This window comes from Enterobacter sp. Crenshaw, from assembly GCF_024734705.1.
GTDB lineage: Bacteria > Pseudomonadota > Gammaproteobacteria > Enterobacterales > Enterobacteriaceae > Enterobacter > Enterobacter asburiae_B.
This window is the reverse complement of sequence record NZ_CP102932.1, coordinates 1,685,018-1,704,209: the sequence shown is the minus strand read 5'-3', so window position 1 is coordinate 1,704,209 and position 19,192 is coordinate 1,685,018. Positions and strand designations below refer to the sequence as shown.

Sequence of the window (19,192 nt, the reverse complement as noted above, 5' to 3'; positions counted from 1 at the left end):
AGTTTCAAGACATGTTCCAAGAGGTCAAGATGTTATTTGTTCAGCTGGAACAGAGACATGCCCTGCATATCGCTAAACGCTTTATAAGACGCCTGCAAGGCCGCCTGCTGCATGGTGTAAGAGGAAATCGCTTCGTTCCAGTCAACATCCACCAGGTCACTCATCTGCTTGGTCTGACCCAGCGCGCGGTCATCACCCAGCGTGTCGAGTTTTTCCAGCTCGTTCATCTTGGTTCCCACATCCGCAACGACCGTCAGGATATTGTTCTGGGAGTTTTTGATGCCGATTTGCGCATTGGCAATCACCTGGCTTTGCGCCGTTGCGGCAGCCGGATCGTTCTCAATCGGTGTCTTCAACGAGGCAATAGCAGAATCCAGGATTTTGAACATGTTGGTCTGGCCATATCCACCGCCCGGCAGCTGTTCCGCATTACTGGTAATGCTTTCGAAAATTTGCTGTCCGGTATGGCTGATGGTCATATTTCGCGCCGTATCAACCTGCTGCGTGATGGCCTCAGCGCCGCCGTTGTAATCCCCGGTCGCGGCATCAAACGGTGCGCTCTCGGTTTTGTATCCCGCAAAGATAAAGCGACCATTACCATCCGTCGTGTTAGCCAGGTTCATCAGCTGATCGCGGATCCCCTGAATATCGGTTGCCAGAGAAAGACGGTCGTCATCGCTTAATGTACCGTTCGACGCATAAACGAGCTTCTCGCGCACGCTTGAGATCGCGGTGTTGACCTGGGTTAACACGTTATCTTCCAGCGAGACCTTCTGTGTTGCAAAGGTACGCGCGAGCGCAAACTGGCTGTTTTGCGACTGAGACTGTGACAGAACGATGGCCTGCGACGCGGCGATAGGGTCGTCCGAAGGACGATTGACGCGCTTGCCGGTGGACATCTGCTCACCGTAGCTCAGCCATCTGCTCTGGGAATCGGTGATCCCACGCATGTTCTGCTCGTACATCATCTGGGTGCTAATACGCATTGTTCACCTCAACCTTAACGAATGTTGATAATTGCATCGAAGAGCGTACTGGCAGTTTGTAGCACCTGGGCATTGGCCAGGTAATACTGCTGATAACGCTGCAAATTGCCATACTCTTCGTCGAGGTTTACCCCAGAGATGGTCTGCTGCTGCTTGATTAACTGCGTTTCCACGTTGGCTTTCGTCTGGCTGCTCACCTTCAGTGACGCCGTTGAGCTACCGACGGTACTGACGAGAGAGGCATACGCATCGTTGAAGGTTTTATTTCCACCCACCACTTTGCCGTTTTGCAGATCGAGCAGTTTCTGGCCGTTACGGTTGTCACTTTCGCCGCCGTTCTGCACAGATGCCATCGCCAGTTTGGACTCGTCGCTGATCGCGAGATCCATGTTCATGATGACGTTGGAAACAGGCTTCACGGTAAAGCTGTCTTTGGTATTTGCCGTACCGCTGACGTTGACGTTAAGGCCATCAAACGACAGATTGCCGCTGGCATCCGGGCTCATCGTAAAGCTGGTTTTGTCTGACGTACGGGTGACCGTCCAGTCAGTGCCGTTAAACTGCAGCTTATAGTCTGTCGCCTGGACCTGTTTGCTGTCCGCCACAGAAGCCGTAACCACGGCAGAGCCGCCGTTCTTGCTGTTGGACAGGACCGCCGGAGAACCGAAGTTGAACAGCTTACCGCCCGCATCACCGTTCGCATCAAAACCGGCTTCATGCTGCGTGTTCATCGCGTCGGCAAAGGCCAGCGCCATCTGGTTCAGGCTGTTACGGGCTTTATCCAGATCTTCAGCACGAAATGTCAGTAAACCGCCTAAAGAACCGGTGGTGATAAATTTCTCGGGGATCTCAATATTACCCGCCACGTCATCGACGTAGGCGATAGTCGTACGAGCCGGATCGGCGCTGGACTTCACAGCCGCCAGCTGGCTGGCTTTGCTGCCCTGCACCAGGCTGTAACCGTTGCCGAGAGAGATATTAAACGTGCCGCTATCCTGCACGGAGACTTCCACGCCCACGATTTTGTTCAGTTCAGTCACGAGCTGATCGCGCTGGTCGAGCAGATCGTTAGGCGATGCGCCCGCACCGACGCCGGTCAGACGGGAAATCTGATCGTTCAGGTTCGCAATCTGTTTGGCATAGTTGTTGATCTGAGACACGCTGGTCCCAATCGCGGTATTGACCTGCGTATCCTGGTCACGCAGATACTGATCGTTGGTTTTGAACTGATTGACCAGACCGCCCGCTTTACCCAGCACCGTCTGACGTGCTGCCGGGTCTTCCGCGTTACTCACCAGGGTTTGCAGGCTTTTGAAGAAGTCCTGCAGGGTGGTGGAGAGCGAGTTGGTGGTATCGGAGAGCACATCGTCAATTTTTGACATCTGCTGATAGCGCGTCGTCAGACCGCTGCTCTGCGTCTGCGCGGCGCGCAGCTGGTTGGTGATGAAGGCGTCATACTCACGCTGGACACCGGAGACATAAACCCCGTTACCCACCCAGCCACCGCCGGTCAGCGTGCTGTTAGATGCACCCAGCACCGTGGTCTGGCGGGTGTAACCTGCCACGTTATAGCTTGAAATATTATTACTGACGGTATTGAGTGCCGACTGCGCGGCACTGAGGCCACTCATGGCGCTGTTAATCAAACTGGACATGGGGGTTCCTTTTATACGTTCAGACACGAGTCCTGATGAAGGTTATCGGCAACCTCCACCGGGACTTGAGAACTTTCAGAACAGATTTTCAATATCTGTGCTATAGGCTTTGCTGACCTTCTCGCCCATGGATTTCAGCTGCTGGATCATGCTGGTGAGCTTGCGCGCATAGTTCGGGTCGGTCGCGTAGCCCGCGTTTTGTAAGGCCTGAGCGCCCTGCTCCGCCGTCGCCGCCTGCGTAACGGCGGTATAACGCGGATTGCGGCTCAGCAGGCCAACGTAATCGGACAATGCTTCCAGATAGGAGCTGTAGACGCGGAATTTTGCTTTGACCTTCACCGCCGCACCGTTCTCGTATTCGGTGGTCGTGATCTCCGTTGTTGGCCCCTTCCAGCTGGAGGTGGCCTTCACGCCGAAGATGTTGAAGCTCGGATCGCCGTTTTCCTTGCGGATCTGACGCTGGCCCCAGCCCGACTCCAGCGCGGCCTGAGCCAGAATCAGGTGATGCGGCACGCCGCTCTGTTCGCTGGCAAGGCGCGCGGGCAGAGAAAGCTGCGCCAGGAAGTCTTTGCTGTCACCGGAGAGCGGCTCATCGCCGCTGCCCGTGGCTTTTGGCATCGCTTTACGCACCATTTGCGTCAGAGCCTGGTTCTGATAACTGGTCACCGTTTCCAGGTCGAACTTCATCGGCACCTGCTGCGTCTGATCCTGAGGCTGAATGCCCTGCGCGGCTTCGGTCTGTTTCACAATCATGTCAGCCAGACCGAGGCCTTTACCGGCGATCATCTGCTGCGCAATCTGCTGGTCATACATGCTGGTGTAGAGACGCGTTGAATCACTGCTGAACATCCCGTCTTTCGGCAGGGTTTCGCGCATGCTTTTCAGCATCATCTGTACAAACATCCCTTCCACCTGGCGGGCGACCGGGCGGATGTTCGCCGCCGGGTCTTTGCCTGCTTTGGTTTTCAGTTCGTTGAGCGACTGGGCGTCCCAGGCTGCACTGGTCAACAGTTTGCTATCGGTCAGCATTAGATGATTTCCAGTTTGGCGCGCAGGCAGCCCGCGCTTTGCATGGATTGCAGAATGGACATCAGATCCATCGGCGTTGCGCCCAGGGCGTTCAGGGCGCGCACCACGCTGTTCAGGTTGGCGCTGGAGCGAACGCTCTGCAGCGACCCGCCGCTCTGACGCATATCAATCTGCGTTTGCGGCGTCACCACCGTCTGACCGCCACCAAATGGCGTATTCGGCTGGCTCACGTTCGCGGAACGGTTTACCGTCACGGAAAGGTTACCCTGCGCCACGGCACAGCTGTCCAGCGACACTTCCCGGTTCATCACCACCGAGCCGGTACGGGAGTTGATGATCACTTTCGCATCCTGGACCGGAACGTTCACTTCCATATTCTGGATATCCGCCAGCATGCGCACCTGGTTGCTGCTGCCGGTGGAGGTGCGGATCTGCACGGTGCGCGCGTCGAGTGCCGTTGCATTACCGTAGCCGCGGCTGCGGTTGATGGTATCGGCAATTTGCTGCGCCATGGTGAAGTCTTCATTATTAAGCTGCAGGTTGATGGTGTTGCCCGCGCCAAACTGGGTCGGCAGTTCACGCTCAATGATCGCACCGTTGGTGATACGTCCACCGTTCAGCTGGTTCACCTGCACGCTGCTTCCGCCTGCGGATGCCCCCGCACCGCCAACCAGAATGTTCCCCTGCGCCAGCGCATAGACCTGGCTGTCAACGCCTTTCAGCGGGGTCATCAGCAGCGTACCGCCACGCAGGCTTTTGGCGTTACCCATTGAGGAGACCACTACATCAATGGTCTGCCCCTGACGCGCAAACGCCGGGTAGGATGCGGTGACCATTACCGCGGCCACGTTTTTCAGCTGCATGTTGGTTCCCGCCGGCACGGTAATGCCGAGCTGGGAAAGCATGTTGTTCAGGCTTTGGGTGGTGAACGGCGTCTGGGTCGTCTGGTCACCGGTACCATCCAGACCCACCACCAGGCCATAGCCAATCAGGGAGTTTTCACGAACGCCCTGAACGCTGGTGAGGTCGCGAATACGGTCAGCCTGGGCAAATGTTGCCACCAGCGCGAGCGCCACGGCGAAGATCGATTTAAACATGGGTCACCTCGCTTACATCGGCGATAGATTAAGGAAGAAGCGCTGCAGCCAACCCATATTTTGCGCTTCATTGATATAGCCGTTACCGACGTACTCAATGCGCGCATCCGCCACCTGGGTGGACGGAACGGTGTTGGTGCCGCTGATGGTGCGAGGGTTAACCACGCCCGAGAAGCGAATGAATTCAGTGCCCTGGTTGATGGCGATCTGTTTTTCACCCACAACGTGCAAGTTGCCGTTAACCAGTACCTGGTCAACCGTGACCGTCAGCGTACCGCTGAAGGTGTTGCTGGCGTTCGCGCCGCCTTTGCCGTTAAAGGTATTGCCGCCGGACGCGTTCACATCAGCACGCGCGTTGCCGAACAGCCCTTCGAGATAGCGTGGCACGGTATCGAAGCCAAAATTGGTTTTGCCATCGCGGCTGGCGTTCGCCGACGAGCTCTTGCTCGCGCTGACGTTTTCCTGCAGCACAATGGTCAATGTATCGCCGACGTTACGCGGGCGGCGATCTTCAAACAGCGGCTGATAGCCGTAATTAATCGGCTGCGCGGTCTGGAAAATGGAGCCGTTTACCACTGGCGCGGGGCCAGGAACGGGTTGGGCAGTCGTCGCACCCTGGACCAATGGTTTAGACGGGATCAAAGCACACCCGCTGAGGGTGACAGCCAGAACAGTCAGTATCGGATAACGAAACGCCGCGTTTTTTTGCATTGCCTTCATCTTCGAAAACAGGGAGCCGGTGCGGCGTTTACCGCACCGGGCTACACCTTAGAGTTGCGTCAGTTTCTGCAGCATCTGGTCGGTCGTCGACACTGCTTTACTGTTAATTTCATACGCGCGCTGGACCTGGATCATATTCACCAGCTCTTCCGCCACGTTCACGTTGGACGTTTCAACATAACCCTGGTACAGCAGGCCCGCGCCGTTCAGGCCCGGGGTGCTCTCATTCGGCGTACCGGAGGATTGCGTTTCGGTGTAGAGGTTCTCACCAATGCTTTCCAGACCGGTATCGTTCATGAAGGTGGTCAGGTTGAGCTGCCCGACCTGAACCGGCGCGGCCTGTCCCTGCTGGGTCACGCTGACCACACCGTCGCGTCCGATGGTGATGCTCAGGGCGTTCGCCGGGATGGTAATCGCAGGCTGAACCTGGAAACCGCCCGCCGTCACCAGCTGGCCGTTCTGATCGACCTGGAACGAACCGTCGCGGGTATAGGCAGAGGTCCCGTCAGGCAGCTGCACCTGGAAGAAGCCCTGGCCTTTGATTGCCACGTCTTTACTGTTGTTGGTCTGAGACAGGTTGCCCTGGCTGTGCAGACGCTCGGTGGCCACCGGACGAACACCGGTACCGATCTGCAGACCCGACGGCAGCGTCGTCTGTTCAGAAGACTGCGCGCCCGGCTGACGGATGGTTTGATAAAGCAAATCTTCGAAAACGGCACGCTGACGCTTGAAACCATTGGTGCTCACGTTTGCCAGGTTGTTGGCAATCACGTCCATATTGGTCTGCTGGGCGTCCAGGCCAGTTTTCGCGATCCATAAAGAACTGATCATAAGGAGTCCTGTTAACTCATAGCCAGAAGTTGGTTAGCCTTGCCCGCGTTTTCATCCACGCTGCTGATGATCTTCATCTGCATTTCAAAACGACGGGCGCTGGCAATCATGTCGGTCATGGCTTCGACCGGCTTGACGTTGCTGCCTTCCAGAACGCCGGACATCACGCGGATGCTCGGATCGGCCTGTAACGTGGCACCACGCGTCGCCTGCGCCGCCTGGGTCAGACGGAACATGCCGTCGTCGCCGCGCTGCACGTCTTTGGCTTCCGCTTTCACCAGCTTCAGACGTCCGACGGGTGCAACGGTGTTGGCCGGGTCGCCCGGGTTCAGCGCCGAAATGGTACCGTCCGCGGCGATAGTCAGCTCAGAGCCTTCCGGCACGGTCAGCGGACCCGCTTCCCCCATCACCGGATGGCCCTGAATCGTCAGCTGGCCCGTCGCGCTCACCTGGATATTGCCGTTACGGGTATAGCCTTCGCTGCCGTCCGCAGTTTGCACCGCCAGCCAGCCGTCCTGCTGCAGGGCAACGTCCAGCGGGCGCGAGGTGTAGTCCATCTGCCCTGGCGTCATATCTGCGCCAGGGGTTGATGCCGTCACCAGCGTACGGGTCGGCAGGGACAGCCCTTCAACCGGCACCGCGCGCAGCGCATTAAGCTGCGCACGAAAGCCCGGCGTAGAGGCGTTTGCCAGGTTGCTGGCGGTAACGGCCTGCTGATTGAGCGTCTGACTTGCCGCGCCCATCGCGGTATATATTGCGTGATCCATTGCGCTTTCCTGTTAGCCGCTTAACGCAGGTTAACCAGCGTGTTGAGGATCTGGTCCTGGGTTTTGATGGTCTGCGCGTTCGACTGATAGTTACGCTGCGCGACGATCATGTTCACCAGTTCTTTACTCATATCCACGTTGGAGGCTTCCAGCGCGCCGTTGGTCAGCTTGCCGAAGTTACCGGTGCCTGCAGTACCCAGCAGCGCCACGCCGGAGGACTGAGTGGCAGACCAGACGTTGTCACCTTCCGATTTCAGGCCTTCGTTGTTGGCGAAGTTTGCCAGCACGATCTGGCCCAGAACCTGAGACTGTTCGTTAGAGTAGCTTCCCACCACGGTGCCATCGTCGTTGATCTGGTAGCTCACCAGGTCGCCAGGCTTGTAGCCGTTCTGATTGGTTGCCACAACGCTGTTTGCACCGGTGTTCTGCTGCATGGAGTTCTGGAAGCTCAGGGAGAAGGTCGCCGCCGTCGCACCGCTGACAGAACCCGTGGTGATGTTAATGGCCGGCGTGGCGTTTGGCGTTGCGCTCAGTACACCCGCAGCGTCGTAGTTGTAGACACCCGCCAGGTTACCGTTCGCATCAAAGTTCATCTGCGCCGCTTTCGCTGCTGTAGAACCCGCAACGCTGCCGTCCTGAGTGTAAAGATCCCATTTATTGTTGGCCGTCTTCACGTAGTAGACGTACATGTTGTGGGCGTTACCCTGGCTGTCGAATACGGTCACGGTCCCTTTTTTGTTATAGGTATCCGGGTTGGTCGCATCGAACGGGGCAGTTTGAACAGGATCGGTTGAGTTCAGGTTGATCTGCTGCGTCGCGGTGGTGGTTGATTTCGCCGCCATCAGGGTATTCGGGATAGTAATCGCCTGAGGGTTCGCACCGGTCTGAACGGTTGGAGGCGTTCCAGCTACCGGGTAGCCCGTCAGCTGCATGCCCTGCATGTTAACCAGCGTACGGTTTTCGTCCAGCTTGAACTGGCCGTTACGGCTGTAGAACACAGAACCGTTGGAATCGACCATACGGAAGAAACCGTTCTGGCTGATAGCAACGTCCAGACCACGACCAGTGTTGGTGGTGGTACCGTCGGTAAAGTCCTGAGTGATGCCCGCAACTTTCACGCCCAGGCCGACTTTGGAACCGGCAAACATGTCCGCAAATGAAGCAGAACCGGATTTAAAACCATAGGTCGCGGAGTTGGCGATGTTGTTGCCAATGACGTCCAGGTTGGTGGCCGCAGCATTCAGGCCGCTGACCGCTTGAGAAAAGGCCATGACTTACTCCTGATAAGTGTTAAGGCTTAGATAATCTGCCGAACTTCGTCGAGTGTGGTGGAACCAGAGGTTCCCAAATCCAGTTTGTTGCCGTCGCTTCCTTTAATCACGCCCTGGACCAGCGCGAACTGCAGCGGCTGCGCCACCAGCTGGGTCGTCCCGTTGCTGGCGCTGATCGCTACTTTGTAAGAACCGTTTGGTGCTTTAGTGCCGTCGGTCAGGCTGCCATCCCACGTAAAGGTGTGAACGCCCGCCTTCAGCTCACCGATATCAATGGTGCGAACTACCACGTTATTGGCATCCATGATCGTTGCAGTGACCTTCTCTGCCGCCTGCTGGAGCTCAACGCCAAACGGCGTGGTGGTCGTTGTGGTGTTGCCTTCAGTGGTGCTGGTGCCCGCCAGAATCGTGGTTCCCGGGATCATCACCCCGTGGCCAATCAGGCTTGCCGCCTGCAGAGACTGGGCGCTGTTAATCTGCCCGGAGACGGAGCCAAGGGTGGTGTTAAGTTTCTCAATGCCGCTCACGGTGCTGATCTGCGCAAGCTGCGTGGTCAGTTCGTTGTTCTGCATTGGGTTGGTGGGATCCTGGTTCTTAAGCTGCGCCACCAGCAGCGTCAGAAAGCTGCCCTGAAGATCGGAGGCATTGCTCCCGGTGAGGGAGTTAGAACCTGTCGTACTCTTCGTGTTATTAACACCCGAGTTCGTAGGATCATTCACATTTACGGCGATGGACATGCATGTCTCCTTTACTGGCCGAGAGTGAGCGTTTTGAGCATCATGCTCTTCACGGTATTCAGCACTTCAACGTTGGCCTGGTAGCTGCGGGAAGCCGACATGGAGTTCACCATCTCACCCACCACATCCACGTTTGGCATTTTCACGTATCCGCTGGCATCCGCGAGCGGGTTACCCGGCTCATACACCAGTCTGTCCGGCGCCTGGCTCTCTACCACATCAGACACCTTCACGCCGCCCGTCGCCGCGCCCGGCGCAGCATCGACCTGAAAGACAACCTGTTTGGCACGATAAGGCTGGCCGTCTGGTCCGGTTACGCTGTCGGCGTTCGCCAGGTTGCTGGCAGCCACGTTCAGGCGTTTGGACTGCGCGGTTAACGCCGAACCGGCAATATCAAAAATATTCAACAAGGCCATCTATCAGTTCCCCCCCTGCAGGACGTTCATCATGCCTTTGATTTGTCCGCCGAGTACGGTCAGGCCCGTCTGGTATTTCAGACTGTTATCGGCAAACTGGGTACGCTCCCGGTCCATATCCACGGTGTTACCGTCGAGTGAGGGCTGATCGGGAATGCGGTAAAGTAAATCGGTCGCTGGCGCGGTCATCGCCTGAGCAGGAATATGGCGAGAGGATGTCATGGCAAGTGCAACACCCGTTCCTTCGGCACGTCCACGCTCCATCACCTTTTTGAGTTCACTGGAAAAATCAATATCGCGCGCCTGAAACCCTGGGGTATCGGCGTTAGCGATGTTGGCGGCTAAAATCTCCTGCCGCTGGGCGCGTAAATTGAGCGCTTCCTGCTGAAAACGTAACGCGGCGTCGAGTTTATCGAGCATGTCTCCTCCGCTGATGGCAAAATTTCAGTTCACAGCTTAAATCTCACCCGGTCTCCCCTATCGACGGAATAAGCGCAAAATGCGTCGCTATTTATTGCGTTGATGCAAAACCACTGCAGGTAGAATTCATTCAACTCTGGAAACGGTGGAACTTGCGATGCAAACGTTAAAACGTGGCCTGGTGGCAACTTTCTTGCTGTTTAGCCCTCTGGTGCAGGCTGAAGGCTTACAGGATCGGCTTACGGCTTTTTTTGCTGAAAAGCTGGCGGGCTTTAGCGATGAGGTTAACGTTACCGTGCGCACCCCACCGAATCTGTACCCGACCTGTGACCAACCGTCATTCAGCGTGACGGGAACCACCCGGCTGTGGGGAAATGTGAACGTGCTGGCACGCTGCGCGAACGAAAAACGCTATTTACAGGTTGCAGTTCAGGCGACGGGCAATTATGTTGTCGCCGCCGTGCCCATTGCGCGCGGCAGCGTGCTGCAGACGAACAGCGTGACGTTAAAGCGCGGCCGTCTGGATCAGCTGCCTCCACGCACCATGCTGGAAATGAACCAGGCACAGGACGCCGTCAGCCTGCGCGATGTCGCACCCGGCCAGCCGATACAGCTCTCAATGCTGCGTCAGTCATGGCGGGTAAAAGCGGGTCAACAGGTGATGGTGGTGGCCAACGGAGATGGCTTTAGCATCAACAGTGAAGGGAAAGCGTTAAACAATGCCGCGGTGGCGCAAAACGCCCGCGTCAGAATGTCCTCAGGCCAGGTGGTGAGCGGAACCGTCGATTCTGATGGGAATATTCTGATTAACCTATAATCTTTTTAAAGATTTCGCGGCGCGTGCCGATAAATATTCCACTAATGATGATGTCAGGCGCAAACGCCGCGAACCCTCGATGAGGACAACACTATGAGCATTGATCGTACATCAGCCCTGAAGCCGGTAAGCGCTGTACAACCTCGCGAAACGAATGACGCTCCTGCGCAGAAAACGCGTCTGGAAAAACCGTCAACGTCCAACAGCACCAGCGTGACCCTGAGCGACGCACAGGCAAAACTGATGCAGCCAGGCAGCAACGATATCAATATGGAACGTGTTGAAGCGCTGAAAACGGCTATTCGTAACGGTGAGCTGAAAATGGACACCAGCAAAATCGCTGACGCCCTGATTCAGGAAGCACAGAGTTTCTTACAGAGTAACTAACCGTATGAGTCGACTGTCAGAAATACTGGATCAAATGACGGTTGTTCTTAACGACCTGAAAACGGTAATGGACGCTGAACAGCAGCATCTCTCTTCCGGTCACATCAACGGCAGCGCGCTGCAGCGTATTACTGAAGATAAGAGTTCGCTACTGGCGACGCTGGATTATCTGGAGCAGCAGCGCCGCGCTGAGCAGGATCCTAAGCGTAGCGCCAATGACGATATTATTGAGCGCTGGCAAACCATTACCGAAAAAACCCAGCACCTGCGCGACCTTAACCAGCACAACGGCTGGCTACTGGAAGGTCAGATTGAGCGTAATCAGCAGGCGCTTGAGGTATTGAAACCGCATAAAGAAACCGGACTGTACGGTGCGGATGGTCAAACAGCGACTGCGCGTATTGCGGGAGTTAAAAAGATTTCGATTTGACGCCTGAGCGACAAATCATGCAGCGGGGAGCACCATAAGGTGAACTCCCCTTTTGGCGTTTATGCCGTACGGCGGGCAAACTCTTTCACTTTGAACCCCAGCACCGCGAGCGTGGCAAAGTAAGCCACCACCCCGACGCCTACCACGGCCATCAGCCGCATCAGACGATAAGGCATGGTGCCGAGGGACCACTCCGGCATCACGTACATCATGCCGAGCAGCGCGGCTGACATCACCAGTACCGCAACGATCAGACGTGCCAGGAAACTTCCCCACCCCGGCTGCGGCGTGAAAATATCCTGCTTGCGCAGCTGCCAGTACAACAGCCCGGCATTCAGACAGGCCGCCAGACCAATAGACAGCGACAGGCCGGCATGCTTCAGCGGACCAATAAACGCCAGGTTCATCAGCTGGGTTATAATCAGCGTCACGATGGCAATTTTCACCGGCGTTTTGATGTCCTGACGCGAGTAGAACCCGGGCGCCAGCACCTTGACGACGATCAGCCCCATCAAACCGACCGAGTAGGCAATCAGCGCGCGCTGGGTCATAGCGGCATCAAAGGCGGTGAATTTCCCGTACTGGAAGAGCGACACCGTCAGTGGTTTGGCCAGAATGCCCAGCGCCACCGCGCTTGGCAGGGCCAGCAGGAAGCAGAGACGTAACCCCCAGTCCATCAGGCGGCAATATTCATCATGGTTGCCGCTGGCAAAACTTTTCGACAGCGACGGCAGCAGGATGGTCCCCAGCGCGACGCCCAGCACCCCGGACGGGAACTCCATCAGACGGTCGGCGTAGTACATCCAGGAAACCGAGCCGGACACGAGGAAAGAGGCAAAGATGGTGTTGATGATAAGCGAGATCTGGCTGACGGAGACGCCGAGAATGGCGGGCCCCATCTGCTTGATCACGCGCATCGCCCCGGCATCTTTGAGATTGATGCGCGGCAGCACCAGCATGCCGATTTTTTTCAGATGCGGCAGCTGGTACGCCAGCTGCAGCACGCCGCCGACGGTAACCGCCCAGGCCAGCGCCAGCACCGGCGGGTTGAAGTGCGGCGCGGCGAACAGGGCAAAACCGATCATGCTGACGTTGAGAAACGTCGGCGCAAACGCCGGAACAGAGAAGCGGTTCCAGGTGTTCAGGATCGCCCCCACCAGCGAGGCCAGCGAGATGAGCAGAATATAGGGGAAAGTAATGCGCAGCAGCTGCGAGGTCAGCGCAAATTTGTCAGCCGTATCGGCAAAACCGGGCGCGGTCACCATAATCACCCACGGCGCGGCCAGCATCCCGAGAACGGTCACCACCGCTAAAGCCAACGTCAGCAGCCCGGAGACATAAGAAACAAAGACGCGCGTCGCGTCTTCACCCTGCTTGCTTTTATATTCCGCCAGAATAGGCACGAATGCCTGGGAAAACGCCCCTTCAGCAAAAATACGACGCAGCAGGTTCGGCAATTTGAACGCGACGAAAAAGGCGTCCGTGGCCATCCCTGCACCAAATACCCTTGCCACAATGGCGTCGCGTGCAAAACCCAGCACGCGGGAAAACATGGTCATCGAGCTGACGGCCGCCAGCGATTTTAATAAGTTCATTAACGTGAATTTCCAGAACCATACGGATTTGTAGACCGGGTTAGCGTAAGCGCCACCCGGCAAAGCCAACAAGCGGCGCTTAGTCTAACCGGATTTCAACGAATTACTATCCGCAGATGTTACAGCGAGTTATTCGCTCATGGCATCGCGCCAGAGCCTTTCCACAATGCGCTGCGCCATAATGGCCTGCTCGCCGGAAGTTTCAGGAACCGTCTGATTTTGCACGCAGGTGATAAAGTGACGGGCGCATCCTGCGAAACCGCGCTGCTCTAGGGTGCTCTGCCAGCCTGGCGCCGGGAGCGTCACCACGCCGTTGCCCTTCTCTTCCCGCCACTCGCGCATGTCCGTAATGTCGTACAGCGCGCCCTCGGTCACCGCCTGCACGGATTCACGCTGACTTCCCGCACGACGGTGCATGCTGGTGGTAATCTGAAGATGCTCAACGGCGAAGTGGTGTTCCGCGTAGACCATCTGCCCCTGGTCATTCGTTAACAGGGTACCGCTCTTCAGCTGCGCATTACCGTTGCTCAGCCACAGCGCCGTATCCACAACGTGCAGATAATCATCCAGAAGGGTGAAGCGCAGATCGTTTGGCCCAATGCTGTCGGTGCGGTGCTTATCCATCCGCAGCGAGGCGAGCGTGTCCGACTGCGCCTTAAGCTGCTGGTAAAGCGGCGCGAAGCGGCGGTTGAAGCCCACCATCAGCGTCAGTTTTTTGCGCGCGGCCAGCTCAATCAGACGTTCGGCATCCTGAACATTTTCCGCCAGCGGCTTATCCACGCAGACGTGAACCCCTAAATTGAGCAGCTCGCTTACCACCTGATAGTGGGTTGCCGTTGAGGTATGCACAAAGACCGCATCACACTCGCGGGCCAGATCCTGCAGGGAGGCAGCATACGGAATGCGCCAGGTTTCGCAGATACGTTCTGCCTTTTCTCGAGTGGGTGACCATGCCCCTTGCAGGGTCCAGTCCGTTGCTGCACCTAAAACAGGCAGCCAGGCCTTTTGCGCGATGCCGCCGAGCCCCACCACGCCTACGCGTAATTTTTTCACCGTCAGTCTCCCAGATGTGCCAGCAACGCATCCAGGCGCTGTTTCAGCCCGGCGACCTCGTCTTCCAGCGCTTCTACGCGCGCGGCAAGAGTGTCATTGCTTGCTGAGGATCCCGCGTCGCTCTCCACGGTAGCGACATCAACGTCGCCGCTGAACAGATGCATATAGCGGCTTTCACGTTTGCCCGGCTCGCGCGCCAGACGCACCACGTACGGGCCGTCTTCACGTGAGGCCAGTCCTTCCAGGGTCTGCTCAACTTCCTGCATATCGCTGAACTCATGCATACGGGAAGCGCGCGTGCGCAACTCTCCCGGCGTCTGCGCCCCGCGCAGCAACAGCGTGGTGATGACCGCCACTTCCGCACTGCTCAGCTTCAGGTCGCCAAATTCGGAGTTACAGAAGCGCTGTTCGTATTTGGTCACGCGGTTGCCGAAGCCGCTGACGGTGCGCAGGTAGTGGCGTTTTACCAGCGCATCCAGCACGTCCTGAACCTCATGCTCGCTGAGGTTCATCACCGGCTCGCGGTTGGTCTTCTGGTTGCAGGCCATGGTTACGGCGTTGACGGAGAGCGGATACTGCTCCGGCGTGGTAACCTGTTTTTCGAGTAAGCACCCAATCACGCGCGCTTCTGTACCGTTTAGCTGATACTTCATCTTTTCTCCTTAACGACCTGCGGTCCAGTCCCGGGTGGTTAACGCCGTCAGAACGTGGTCGCGCCACTCTCCGTCTATCAGCAGATAGTCTTTGGCGTAACCCTCTTTCTCGAACCCTAAACGCGCCAGCAAATTGCCGCTGCGCTGATTATGCGGCATATAGTTCGCCATGATGCGATGGATATGCTGCGTGCGTTGCATATAGCGGATCGCCACCGTTAACGCCTCGTACATCAGCCCCTGCCCCTGCCATTTCTGGCCGATGGAGTAGCCAAGGTAGCAGGCGTGAAACGACCCGCGCACCACGTTTGAAAAATTAGCGATCCCGATAATCTCTTTCTCTTCGGGATCCAGCAGCGCAAAATAGAACGCGCTGCCCTGCTTGTGAAATTCCGTAATCATGCTGAGGCGCGCCTGCCAGCCGGAAGGGTAACAATGGCTCTCATCCCGAACGGGTTCCCAGGGTTTTAAAAACTGGCGATTCTCGGCGTAATAATCCGCCAGACGCCAGGCATCACGCTCATGCACCAGACGAACGACCATCCGGTCCGTTGTCAGACGCACTTTTGGCACATTGCTGCGATAGCCAAACATCGATACCACTCCTTCCCGTCACTTCTGCTGACCCATTAGCTTTACTATACCTGCGCCTGTGCCGTCTGTGAAAACAGTGACATACCATTTTCACCTCTTTTCACATTTTTCGATGAGAACTCTCTATCAAAGCACCCTTTTGATAAAAAAATATTGTCACCCGCGGGGGTGGGAAAAAACGCGGCGACACCGCAGAATGTTAGCGTGCTCACCTTCTTATTTTCCCTGGAGGGAAAATGTCCCGCGTATCACAGGCCAGGAGCCTGGGTAAATATTTCCTGCTCGTCGATAACATGCTGGTCGTGCTCGGCTTTTTTGTCGTTTTTCCGCTGATATCGATCCGCTTTGTCGATCAGATGGGCTGGGCGGCATTAATGGTTGGCATTGCCCTGGGGCTACGCCAGTTTGTCCAGCAGGGCCTGGGCGTCTTTGGCGGGGCCATTGCCGACCGCTTTGGCGCTAAACCGATGATCGTTACCGGTATGCTGCTGCGCGCGGCAGGTTTTGCCACGATGGCGGTCGCCCAGGAGCCCTGGCTGCTCTGGTTCTCCTGTTTCCTCTCCGGTATCGGCGGCACGCTGTTCGATCCGCCACGCACCGCGCTAGTGGTAAAGCTTATTCGCCCCCAGCACCGCGGCCGTTTCTTCTCGATTCTGATGATGCAGGACAGTGCCGGGGCGGTTATCGGCGCCCTGCTGGGAAGCTGGCTGCTGCAGTATGACTTCCGTCTGGTCTGCGCCGCTGGGGCGGTGCTCTTTATTCTGTGCGCGCTGTTCAATGGCCTGTTCCTGCCCGCCTGGAAACTGTCGACGGTCAAAGCGCCGGTCCGGGAAGGGCTTGGCCGCGTCCTGCGCGACAGGCGTTTTGTCACCTATGTGTTGACCCTGACGGGATACTACATGCTGGCTGTACAGGTCATGCTGATGCTGCCGATCATGGTTAACGACATCGCGGGGACCCCTGCAGCCGTTAAATGGATGTACGCCATCGAAGCCTGCCTGTCGTTAACGCTGCTTTATCCGATTGCCCGCTGGAGCGAACGGCGTTTTCGTCTGGAGCATCGCCTGATGGCCGGGCTGTTCCTGATGACGCTGAGCATGATGCCGATCGGCCTGGTGAACTCTCTCCAGCAGCTGTTTACGCTGATTTGCACGTTCTATATTGGCTCGATCATCGCCGAGCCTGCCCGTGAAACGCTGAGCGCCTCGCTTGCGGATGCGCGTGCGCGCGGCAGCTATATGGGTTTCAGCCGGCTGGGGCTGGCGCTTGGCGGCGCATTAGGTTACGCGGGTGGCGGCTGGTTGTTTGATGCCGGCAAAGCGTTAAGCCAGCCCGAACTCCCGTGGATGATGCTCGGCGCGGTGGGCTTTATGACGCTCCTTGCCCTGTGGTGGCAGTTCAGCCCGAAACGCAGCGCGAGCGGGATGCTCGAGCCTGGCGCGTAGCCTTTCCCTCGGGCGGGAGCCCCTCCCGCCCCACTTCTCAGTTTTTTCTGCTGGTTTCTGCCAATTCACACTGACATACTGGCGCAACAGGACAGAAGCGCCGATTTTTCGTTGAGGAACACTATGAAGAAAATTGTCTTTGCCGCGGCATTAGTAGTCAGCGGCCTGCTGGTTGGCTGTAACCAGCTCACGCAATATACCGTCAGTGAACAGGAAATTAATCAGGCGCTGGAAAAACATAACAATTTCTCTAAAGACATTGGCGTGCCGGGACTGGCGGACGCGCACATCGTCCTGACGAACCTGACCAGCCAGATCGGACGTGAAGAGCCAAACAAAGTCACCCTGGCCGGTGATGCGGATCTCGATATGTCATCCCTCTTTGGCAATCAGAAGGCCAACATCAAGCTCAAGCTGAAGGCCCTGCCCGTTTTCAACAAAGAGAAAGGGGCGATTTTCCTGCAGGAGATGGAAGTCGTCGATGCGCAGGTGTCGCCGGACAAGATGGCACCGGTTCTGCAAACCCTGATGCCCTATCTGAACCAGTCGCTGCGAAATTACTTTAACCAGGAGCCCGCGTACGTCTTAAGCGAAGACAAAAGCAAGGGTGAAGCTCTGGCGAAAAAATATGCAAAAGGTATAGAGGTGAAACCGGGAGAAATTATCATTCCTTTCACCGATTAACCTGAATGGCGCTGCGGCGCCCTTTTTTTTACGGAAAAGTGTGCAAACGAAAACGTTTCCGCTTATGATTTGTGTCCGGCAAAAACAGCCATCCTTATGACTGATTCCTGACAAGCCGGAGCTTCCATGACTGCACAACCCCAGGTTCTTAAAATCCGCCGCCCTGACGACTGGCATATCCATCTGCGTGATGGCGATATGCTGAAAACCGTCGTGCCTTATACCAGCGAAATTTATGGCCGCGCGATTGTCATGCCTAACCTGGTTCCACCAGTCACCACCGTCGATGCCGCGATGGCCTATCGCCAGCGCATCCTGGATGCCGTTCCTGCGGGACACGATTTTACCCCGTTGATGACCTGCTATCTTACCGACTCGCTGGATCCGAACGAAGTGGAGCGCGGGTTTAACGAAGGCGTATTTACGGCGGCGAAACTCTACCCGGCAAATGCCACCACCAACTCCAGCCACGGCGTCACCAGCATTGATGCCATCATGCCGGTTCTGGAACGCATGCAGAAACTGGGCATGCCGCTGCTGGTCCATGGTGAAGTCACGCATGCCGAGATTGACATCTTCGACCGTGAAGCCCGCTTTATCGAGACCGTGATGGAGCCTCTGCGCCAGCGCCTGCCCGCGCTTAAAGTGGTCTTTGAGCATATCACCACCAAAGACGCGGCAGAGTATGTACGCGACGGCAACGATCTTATCGCCGCGACCATTACGCCACAGCACCTGATGTTTAACCGTAACCACATGCTGGTGGGCGGGGTGCGTCCTCACCTGTACTGTCTGCCTATTCTCAAGCGCAACATCCACCAGCAGGCGCTGCGCGAGCTGGTTGCCAGCGGGTTCTCCCGCGCGTTCCTCGGCACCGATTCCGCACCTCACGCCCGCCACCGCAAAGAGGCGAGCTGCGGCTGTGCAGGCTGCTTCAACGCCCCAACGGCACTGGCCAGCTACGCGACCGTCTTTGAAGAGATGAACGCGCTCGAACATTTTGAAGCGTTCTGCTCCCTTAACGGCCCGCGCTTCTACGGCCTGCCGGTCAACGACACCTTTATCGAACTGGAGCGTAAAGCGAGCCACGTTGAGGAGTCCATTGCGCTGACGGATGACACGCTGATCCCATTCCTGGCGGGCGAAACAGTTAACTGGACGGTAAAACGTTAAAAAATCAATGCCCCTTGTTGTCAAATCGATAATATACCTGTATAAATAAACAGTATATTACACAGGGGGCATTTATGCGTATTGAAGTCACCATAGCCAAAACAACCGTTCTGCCTGCCGGCGCGCTTGATGCACTGGCAGGCGAATTATCCCGCCGTATTAACAACACCTTTCCCGACAACGCGGGTGCCGTAACGGTGCGTTACGCCGCGGCGAACAACCTCTCCGTCATTGGTGCTGCGAAAGAAGATAAAGATCGCATCAGCGAAATCCTGCAGGAAACGTGGGAAAGCGCAGACGACTGGTTTATCACAGATTAACACTGCTCCCTCATTGTGTTTTTTTGCCGGGTCGCCCCGGCTTTTTTTTGTCTAAAAATCCTGCAAGTTCAAATTAATTCGGCATCTTCTTTAAAAATCGTGAACGAGATGG

At 56.6% G+C, this 19,192-nt stretch carries 22 protein-coding genes; 7 read left to right on the top strand and 15 right to left on the bottom strand.

Features of this window, described 5'->3' with window-relative positions; translation table 11 throughout:
* Positions 1-32: 32 nt before the first annotated feature.
* The 11 genes from flgL to flgB all read right to left on the bottom strand — a co-directional run bounded on the left by flgL (position 33) and on the right by flgB (position 9,929).
* The gene (gene flgL, locus NWV12_RS08045; RefSeq protein WP_023311143.1) at positions 33-986 is read right to left on the bottom strand and encodes a flagellar hook-associated protein FlgL; all 954 of its coding nucleotides are present in this window, start codon (positions 984-986) and stop codon (positions 33-35) included.
* Between the two features lie 14 nt (positions 987-1,000).
* Positions 1,001-2,641, bottom strand: a complete 1,641-nt coding sequence (flgK, locus tag NWV12_RS08040) for a flagellar hook-associated protein FlgK (RefSeq protein WP_033145207.1) — start codon at positions 2,639-2,641, stop codon at positions 1,001-1,003.
* Between the two features lie 75 nt (positions 2,642-2,716).
* A complete protein-coding gene (gene flgJ / locus NWV12_RS08035; protein ID WP_101744471.1) occupies positions 2,717-3,670 on the bottom strand; it encodes a flagellar assembly peptidoglycan hydrolase FlgJ in 954 nt (317 codons plus the stop codon).
* Complete coding sequence (locus tag NWV12_RS08030) at positions 3,670-4,767, bottom strand: flagellar basal body P-ring protein FlgI (protein ID WP_029740346.1); 1,098 nt, start codon at positions 4,765-4,767, stop codon at positions 3,670-3,672. The genes flgJ and NWV12_RS08030 overlap by 1 nt, the downstream gene beginning before the upstream one ends.
* Positions 4,768-4,779: 12 nt before the next feature.
* A complete protein-coding gene (gene flgH, locus NWV12_RS08025) occupies positions 4,780-5,478 on the bottom strand; it encodes a flagellar basal body L-ring protein FlgH (protein WP_024909015.1) in 699 nt (232 codons plus the stop codon).
* A gap of 57 nt (positions 5,479-5,535) precedes the next feature.
* The gene (gene flgG, locus NWV12_RS08020) at positions 5,536-6,318 is read right to left on the bottom strand and encodes a flagellar basal-body rod protein FlgG (RefSeq protein WP_008500810.1); all 783 of its coding nucleotides are present in this window, start codon (positions 6,316-6,318) and stop codon (positions 5,536-5,538) included.
* 11 nt (positions 6,319-6,329) lie between these two features.
* Positions 6,330-7,085: a flagellar basal body rod protein FlgF gene (locus NWV12_RS08015; protein WP_033145205.1), complete on the bottom strand. Its 756-nt coding sequence runs from the start codon at positions 7,083-7,085 to the stop codon at positions 6,330-6,332.
* 20 nt (positions 7,086-7,105) lie between these two features.
* The gene (flgE, locus tag NWV12_RS08010; protein ID WP_039261882.1) at positions 7,106-8,356 is read right to left on the bottom strand and encodes a flagellar hook protein FlgE; all 1,251 of its coding nucleotides are present in this window, start codon (positions 8,354-8,356) and stop codon (positions 7,106-7,108) included.
* A 26-nt stretch (positions 8,357-8,382) separates the two neighbouring features.
* Complete coding sequence (flgD, locus tag NWV12_RS08005) at positions 8,383-9,093, bottom strand: flagellar hook assembly protein FlgD (RefSeq protein WP_029740349.1); 711 nt, start codon at positions 9,091-9,093, stop codon at positions 8,383-8,385.
* An 11-nt stretch (positions 9,094-9,104) separates the two neighbouring features.
* Entirely contained in the window at positions 9,105-9,509 is a 405-nt protein-coding gene (gene flgC / locus NWV12_RS08000) for a flagellar basal body rod protein FlgC (protein WP_008500814.1), read from the bottom strand.
* A gap of 3 nt (positions 9,510-9,512) precedes the next feature.
* Positions 9,513-9,929, bottom strand: coding sequence for a flagellar basal body rod protein FlgB (gene flgB / locus NWV12_RS07995; RefSeq protein ID WP_023311135.1), 417 nt, complete (start codon positions 9,927-9,929; stop codon positions 9,513-9,515).
* A gap of 157 nt (positions 9,930-10,086) precedes the next feature.
* Between flgB and flgA the strand changes: the two genes are divergently transcribed.
* The 3 genes from flgA to flgN all read left to right on the top strand — a co-directional run bounded on the left by flgA (position 10,087) and on the right by flgN (position 11,563).
* Entirely contained in the window at positions 10,087-10,746 is a 660-nt protein-coding gene (gene flgA / locus NWV12_RS07990; protein WP_023311134.1) for a flagellar basal body P-ring formation chaperone FlgA, read from the top strand.
* A 93-nt stretch (positions 10,747-10,839) separates the two neighbouring features.
* Positions 10,840-11,133, top strand: a complete 294-nt coding sequence (gene flgM / locus NWV12_RS07985; RefSeq protein WP_023311133.1) for a flagellar biosynthesis anti-sigma factor FlgM — start codon at positions 10,840-10,842, stop codon at positions 11,131-11,133.
* Between the two features lie 4 nt (positions 11,134-11,137).
* Entirely contained in the window at positions 11,138-11,563 is a 426-nt protein-coding gene (gene flgN, locus NWV12_RS07980) for a flagella biosynthesis chaperone FlgN (RefSeq protein WP_008500818.1), read from the top strand.
* A gap of 59 nt (positions 11,564-11,622) precedes the next feature.
* On the opposite strand, the gene murJ is transcribed toward flgN, so the two are convergent.
* From murJ to rimJ, 4 genes are all read right to left on the bottom strand, one after another.
* Complete coding sequence (murJ, locus tag NWV12_RS07975; RefSeq protein WP_048979216.1) at positions 11,623-13,158, bottom strand: murein biosynthesis integral membrane protein MurJ; 1,536 nt, start codon at positions 13,156-13,158, stop codon at positions 11,623-11,625.
* Between the two features lie 129 nt (positions 13,159-13,287).
* A complete protein-coding gene (locus tag NWV12_RS07970) occupies positions 13,288-14,211 on the bottom strand; it encodes a Gfo/Idh/MocA family protein (RefSeq protein WP_039261875.1) in 924 nt (307 codons plus the stop codon).
* A gap of 2 nt (positions 14,212-14,213) precedes the next feature.
* Positions 14,214-14,864 (bottom strand): YceH family protein, encoded by a 651-nt coding sequence (locus NWV12_RS07965; RefSeq protein WP_045888676.1) that lies wholly within the window; start codon positions 14,862-14,864, stop codon positions 14,214-14,216.
* Between the two features lie 9 nt (positions 14,865-14,873).
* Positions 14,874-15,458 carry a ribosomal protein S5-alanine N-acetyltransferase gene (rimJ, locus tag NWV12_RS07960; RefSeq protein ID WP_048979215.1) on the bottom strand — a complete coding sequence of 195 codons (585 nt, stop codon included), beginning with the start codon at positions 15,456-15,458 and terminating at the stop codon, positions 14,874-14,876.
* Between the two features lie 236 nt (positions 15,459-15,694).
* Here rimJ and mdtH point away from each other — a divergent pair, with 236 nt between their 5' ends.
* The 4 genes from mdtH (at position 15,695) to dinI (ending at position 19,080) form a co-directional block, all read left to right on the top strand.
* Complete coding sequence (gene mdtH / locus NWV12_RS07955) at positions 15,695-16,903, top strand: multidrug efflux MFS transporter MdtH (RefSeq protein ID WP_039261870.1); 1,209 nt, start codon at positions 15,695-15,697, stop codon at positions 16,901-16,903.
* A 123-nt stretch (positions 16,904-17,026) separates the two neighbouring features.
* Complete coding sequence (locus tag NWV12_RS07950; protein WP_048979214.1) at positions 17,027-17,587, top strand: lipoprotein; 561 nt, start codon at positions 17,027-17,029, stop codon at positions 17,585-17,587.
* Between the two features lie 126 nt (positions 17,588-17,713).
* The gene (gene pyrC, locus NWV12_RS07945) at positions 17,714-18,760 is read left to right on the top strand and encodes a dihydroorotase (RefSeq protein WP_033145198.1); all 1,047 of its coding nucleotides are present in this window, start codon (positions 17,714-17,716) and stop codon (positions 18,758-18,760) included.
* Between the two features lie 74 nt (positions 18,761-18,834).
* Complete coding sequence (dinI, locus tag NWV12_RS07940) at positions 18,835-19,080, top strand: DNA damage-inducible protein I (protein WP_008500826.1); 246 nt, start codon at positions 18,835-18,837, stop codon at positions 19,078-19,080.
* The last annotated feature ends 112 nt before the right edge of the window (positions 19,081-19,192 follow it).